Source organism: Streptomyces sp. NPDC056948, assembly GCF_042674225.1.
In the GTDB taxonomy this organism is placed as follows: domain Bacteria; phylum Actinomycetota; class Actinomycetes; order Streptomycetales; family Streptomycetaceae; genus Streptomyces; species Streptomyces purpurascens.
In genome coordinates, this window is sequence record NZ_JBHUQX010000531.1 from 1 (window position 1) to 5,371 (window position 5,371).

Consider the following 5,371-nt stretch of genomic DNA (forward strand, 5'->3'; position numbering starts at 1 on the left):
AGCAGGAGAAAGTCCGACAAAGCCACCATGACCTCGATCTCTGGCGTGGGCTGGTGGCTCCACACGTGACCGGGATCGAAGCTGATCAGCGTGGCGGGACTGGCCTGTTTGACAGCCTCCAGGACGGCCAGAAGCCGGCTTGGCGTGCGGTCATCCAGGAAGGAGGTGACATGGATGACCCGCGCGGTGGCGAGGTAGGCGACCAACTCGTCGAAGGCTGAGTCGATGTGATCGGCCATGGCGGCGTTGGCACCCGCGTGAGTGAGCAGGGTGCGTTCACCGTTCTCAGTGAAGGCGAAACAGACGCCGCACAAATGATCGTCGTCACGGAAGACAAAGGAGTGGTCGACCCCGAGGGTCTCGAACTGCTGGACAGCGGAAAGGCCCGGCCCAGGCACGCGGCCCGCCACGCCGACGTACCCCAGGCGCAGATCGAGGTGCATCTGTGCAAGGGCGTAGATGGCGTTGTAGGCCGACCCCCCAAGGGAGGTCTGCAGGGCCGAAGGATTGGCCGCTTCCAGGGCCGCGTACACGGTGGCCTCATCGACCGCAGCCTCGGTGCCCCACTCAGGGGCCGGGCGCCCGTCATCGATCAGCTCGGCGATCCTGTCACTCAGCGGTACCCAAACATCGTGAACACCGGCTGCGGTGTCTGAGTAGGAGAGGTAGTCGAGATTTAATGCACCTATACCAACAACATCCAGGGCAAAGCCACCCCGCGAGGCCGCCTCAGGCCCACCATGCTGCTTACCGGTCACTCCGTCGCCTCCCTGGTCCCAGGAATCCCTCGCGGGCCAGCATTCTTTCCAGCTCCACAAAAACGCTGTCTATGCGGCCAGGTGTGAAATCCATTCGGACCAGGCCGGCGTTGTTGGACCAGGGCTCGCAGCCCTCTTCAGCCAGGATCGCCACCCGCCCGAAGCCGTAGTACCCCTGGAACATGCCGACTCGGTGAACAACCTCCTCGTTCGCGCGGCGCTGCCCGCCCTCCATGAGACGGCCGGCCGACAGCACACACACCGCAAAGCCGCAGCGGACCACTTGCTCATGCAGCGCCAGTGAGTCGACGCCCCCCTGTGCGACCGTACCCAGCGAGTGGACCACCAGGCGGCAGTCTTCCTGGAGAAAACGGTGGAGAGCCTCCCACTGGCTTCCCCCGTCGTGAGTCACCAGCACAGCACGTGGCTGACTTGGCGGGCTGACCGGCGTCTCCCCGGACTGCAGAAACCCATCCGGACCCAGAGCAGGCACCGCCCTGGCCGGAAGATGCTGGTGCGCCACCCGATGACGCGCCAAGCTGAGACCCAGGAAAGAGCCCAACTCCACCTGCAGCCGCCCGGATGCCAGCGCCGCCAGCACCGACGCGGAGAACACGTCCCCAGCTCCCGTGGCGTCCTCCAGATCCGTCTCCCGCAGCGGCCGCCGCAGCTGAAACCGCTGTCGGAGGATCCCGCCGCCGGTGGACCGGAAGACTTCGACCGCGTCGTACCGCTTGGTGACGAACAGCGTGCAACCCGCAGCGCAGCGTGCCAACACTCTGTGCGAGAGGACCTCGTCGGTCTCACCAGGCGCGTAGCAGCCCAGTACCTTGAACTCGCGGTGATTGACGAACAGCAGCTCACTCTCGGCGAGGATGCCGTCAATGGCCTCGGTACGGTGCGCCGCCCAGTCATAGCCAGGGTCGAAACTGATCCGCAGAGCGGGGTTCAGACCCCGCGCCTGGCGCAGCACGCCGAGCATCAACTGCGGCGTCACCGGGTCCAGGAAGGATGTGACGTGCACCAGCCGCGCCCGTGCCAGGTACTGCGCGATTTGGTCGCCATGCTTCTGTAAGTGCTCGGCCATCAGGTAGTTCGCGCCGGGATGGGTGAGCATCACCCGTTCGACGTCCTCAAGGTAGGACAGACAGATGCCACATAACCGGTGCGAATAGCGGGCCACCCAGCGCCGGTCAATACCCAGAAGGTCCATCTGCCGAACAAAGGACAGCCCTGCCGTCTCAATCCGCCCAAGAACACCGACGTAGCCGAGACGCAGACCGAGGCGCATCTGCGCCAGCGTGAACATCGTCAGCCAGGCTGACCCGCCCAGTGAGGCGTCGAGAGACGACGCGCCCAGCCGCTCCATGGCCTTCCTGATCGTCGCTTCGTCGACCGGGCCTTCGGTGTTCCACTCGAACCGGGCTGTTGACTCCGATACCTGCTCGGCCATCCGCGTCGATAACCGGGAGGCACTGGCAATGTAGTCAACATTCAATGCGCCGAATCCAACGATGTCAGGAGATCGCTGCCCGCTTCTCAGATCTCCACCCACCACATCGCCCCCCCCGACTGACAGCGCCCAACACGCTTCAGGTGAGGGATACCCCCATCGCTTCCATCTTCATCCGTCGGCCTGCCGAGTCCGCTTCGCAGGATCCGGATTCCGGCCATGACTGCCCCGAAGCCCGGCGCGTTGGCGCCAGGACGAGCGGGGCGCGGTACTTCCACGCGCTGGCTGACAGAGTCCGGCGATGGTTGGCCCACTGTTGCCCGGAAAAGGATCGGCCGACATCAGCGGCTCGATCCGGTCCCACACCGCATCAGTGATCACCAATCGGACAGATACTTCCGATCTGAGCCACCCGTCAAGGAGGCACGCTATCGGTCTGGCGGGAGCGTGTCCGGACGTGGGCCGGGCCTGGCAGCCCATCAGAGAAGTTCGTCGTGACGTCTCGCTGTCCCCGCAGGGGGCGAAGGGGCATTGCAGTAGCCCAAGCCGTACGAGCGGTGCTGGCATAGCGCTTGGGCCACTAGTGCGGGGATGCTGTCACCCGAAGATCGACGCCGGAGAGGTCTACAGGTTGCCGCGCCGGAAGAAGCGGCCTCAGGCCATCACTTCCTTGAAGCGTCCGTCTGAGATTCCCCCGCCATTAGCGGCGCACCGGCGGGCCCCTTGATGTAGGGACTGCGGGCCCGCACCCCCTGTGACAGGAATACGGGCCCTCCGGGTCGAGCAGTGCGCAGGCGTCCGTCAGTCCGGGTCGGGAACGGACTGCAGCGTTCCGTCGTCGACGACGAACTCGTGATAGCCAAGGCGCTCGCCGAGTACGTGGTACCGGTCGTACTGGGACTCCGTGACGGGAACCAAGTGTGCCTTGAGAACCCGCAGGAAGAATCGGAACCCTAGGTCGGGATCGACCTCGACGACCAGTTGCTCAAGCGCGGCCACCACCTCCGCCCCGCCGACGCGGACTGCGTCCTCCAGCCTGGGCGTGACCTCGCGGATCTCCTCGAGGATCTCCTGCTTCAGTGGCCCGTCCACGGAGGGCGGCGGCGAAACAGGAGAAAAGGTCGGCTCGTCGCGGTGAATCCGATCGACGGAGATCCGGACGATGTCGCGCAGCCATGCGCGCCCGTCAAGCCACACGCCATCTGGGTCGTACGGAAGTCCGATCGCCGACCGCCACAGGAGTTCGATCATCCGGGTTGGCAGCGGTGATTCCAGAAGACGGAGAGCATCCTCCACGAGAGTGGCCGCGTAGACCCCGTCCCCCCAGTCCGCGGCGCCTGTGACGATCTCCTCCGGCGTTGCCTCGCTGGCCCAGGGGCCGGCGAACCACTTGGTGAGCCCGCTGATCCCGAAGTCGACCCAGATGTCTTGCCGGTCCGCCGTCACGTGGTGGGCTTCTTTCCCTTGGGGTACGAGGTGTACACCATGTAGCCGGGTTTGTGTGCGGACCTCTTGAGTGTGATGGACACGATGTTCTGGGCCGGCCAGCTGTCACCGGTGTGGTGGTAGACGGTACCCAGAGACGCTGTGTCGTCGAGCGTCACGTCGAACGAGAAGAGGTGTGCGGCGCTCTCGGAATCCTTCGGGGTTGCCTGGACCCAGTTGTCGAGCCGCTTCCGGTTCGCCTTGTTCTGCTTCGGGGACATGCCCGTCAGCCACTTCTTCATCGCCTCGTCGACGGCGGCTTGGGCCGTGTCCAGATCCTTCCAGACACCGGTCATCCCAGGGCTGTTGGGGTTCTTGGCAATATCGTCCTTGGCCTTGTTGGTCGCCTTCTGCGGAGTGGTTTCGACGTGGTCCTTGATGGTATGGGCACCGCGGTCGTTCTCGTGCAGGCGCAGGTTCAGACAGTTGTGGACCAGGACATCTGTTGTCCGAGCGCCCGCCGTCCCCTCAGTACCCACGTAGAAGGTGTGCAGTTTGTCGACCGTCAGGTCGTAGACCGCGTGGGGTGCCAGACCTGACCGGTCGTGCAGCGCGCTGACGACACGGGACGTGCCGTCCGGCTGGCGCAGCCGATCGCCGGTCCGCAGGTCGGCGACGAACGTCCATCCTCGCCCGTCCACGTATATCCGGTGTCCGGCGGTGCTGGTCAGGCTGGTGCCGCCGACGAGGGAGACATCGACGAGGCGCCGAGTGCCGTGCCGGAACGTATTCGTCACCGGCTGCGGCGCGTGGACACCGGTCTCGGGATCCGTCGCTAGGACCAGGTCGCCCTCTCGAACTGAGCTGATCTGCCGACGGGTTCCGTCCGCCATCAGCACAGGCGTGTCGGCCGGGAAGCTGTTGACGCGGCAGCTTGACAGTGCGTCTTCGACGATGTTGGCCTGCCGCTCGAGGGCCGCAAGCGAACCGGGGTCGATGTCCAGGTTCTTCAGGGCCTTGTAGGCATCGGCAACGCCCACGCCGGTCCGCAGCGCGGCGTCCAGGGCGATGAGCGCGTCGGCGATCTTGGTGAACGCCTTGCCCGGGATGAAGTTGCTCGCCGCCCACGCGCAACCGCTGACACTGCCGTGCCAGCAATCGACGAAGTCTTGAACCAGAACCGCTTTCAAGATCTGGTACACGACGGTCTGCTTGATCAGGTCGAGCTTGCTGAAGTACTGGGTGACATCCTTCTTCAGCCCTGTGAGGCGCTCGCTCTTGACCAGGATCGTGTCCGCCGCCGCGCAGCCGGATGCTGTGGCCGGCACATCGGGGTCGGTGCACAGGAAGAAGTCGACTGTCGCGTCGAACGTGACCTTGAACGTGACGGTGCAGCCTTCGAAGCCGATGTCGATGACACAGTCGTTCTGCTGCTTGGCGTCGGTGATGACGATGCTGTCGTCGTCGACGACGTACCAGGTGCCGCCGATGCCGGTGCCCGCGCCTGACGCGACCTGCTGGTTGGCCTGCTTGCGTGCCGCGGACTCCGCGGCTTCCTGTGCCTCCTTGGCGTACTTCAGTGCGTCCTTGGCCGCTTGTTCGGCTTCGGTTGCGGCAGTGTCGGCGCGACCCGCGGCGGCACGGGCGTCCTTCGCGGCCTGTTCGGCCTCGGAGGCGGCCGTGCGGGCGGCTTCGGCGTCGAGGGCGGCCGGGTCGGCGGAGTCGCGGGCGTTCT

At 65.3% G+C, this 5,371-nt stretch carries 4 protein-coding genes and 1 pseudogene; all 5 read right to left on the reverse strand.

Annotated features, from left to right (window positions below):
• Positions 1 to 758, reverse strand: a 758-nt coding sequence (locus ACFTZL_RS40305) for a carbohydrate kinase family protein (protein ID WP_382594146.1), incomplete at its 3' end; no start/stop codon positions are given.
• Entirely contained in the window at positions 748 to 2,211 is a 1,464-nt protein-coding gene (locus ACFTZL_RS40310) for a PfkB family carbohydrate kinase (RefSeq protein WP_382594149.1), read from the reverse strand. The genes ACFTZL_RS40305 and ACFTZL_RS40310, both read right to left, overlap by 11 nt.
• A 265-nt stretch (positions 2,212 to 2,476) precedes the next feature.
• A pseudogene (locus ACFTZL_RS40315) lies at positions 2,477 to 2,643 on the reverse strand (transposase); the annotation flags it as partial.
• Between the two features lie 369 nt (positions 2,644 to 3,012).
• Positions 3,013 to 3,657: a hypothetical protein gene (locus ACFTZL_RS40320; RefSeq protein ID WP_382594152.1), complete on the reverse strand. Its 645-nt coding sequence runs from the start codon at positions 3,655 to 3,657 to the stop codon at positions 3,013 to 3,015.
• On the reverse strand, positions 3,654 to 5,371 hold a 1,718-nt coding region (locus ACFTZL_RS40325; RefSeq protein WP_382594154.1), incomplete at its 5' end, for a polymorphic toxin-type HINT domain-containing protein. The genes ACFTZL_RS40325 and ACFTZL_RS40320, both read right to left, overlap by 4 nt.

Bases quoted from the DNA above. Each gene is read 5' to 3' on its own strand.
- ACFTZL_RS40310 (WP_382594149.1), bottom strand. From the start codon at position 2,211: ATGGCCGAGCAGGTATCGGAGTCAACAGCCCGGTTCGAGTGGAACACC.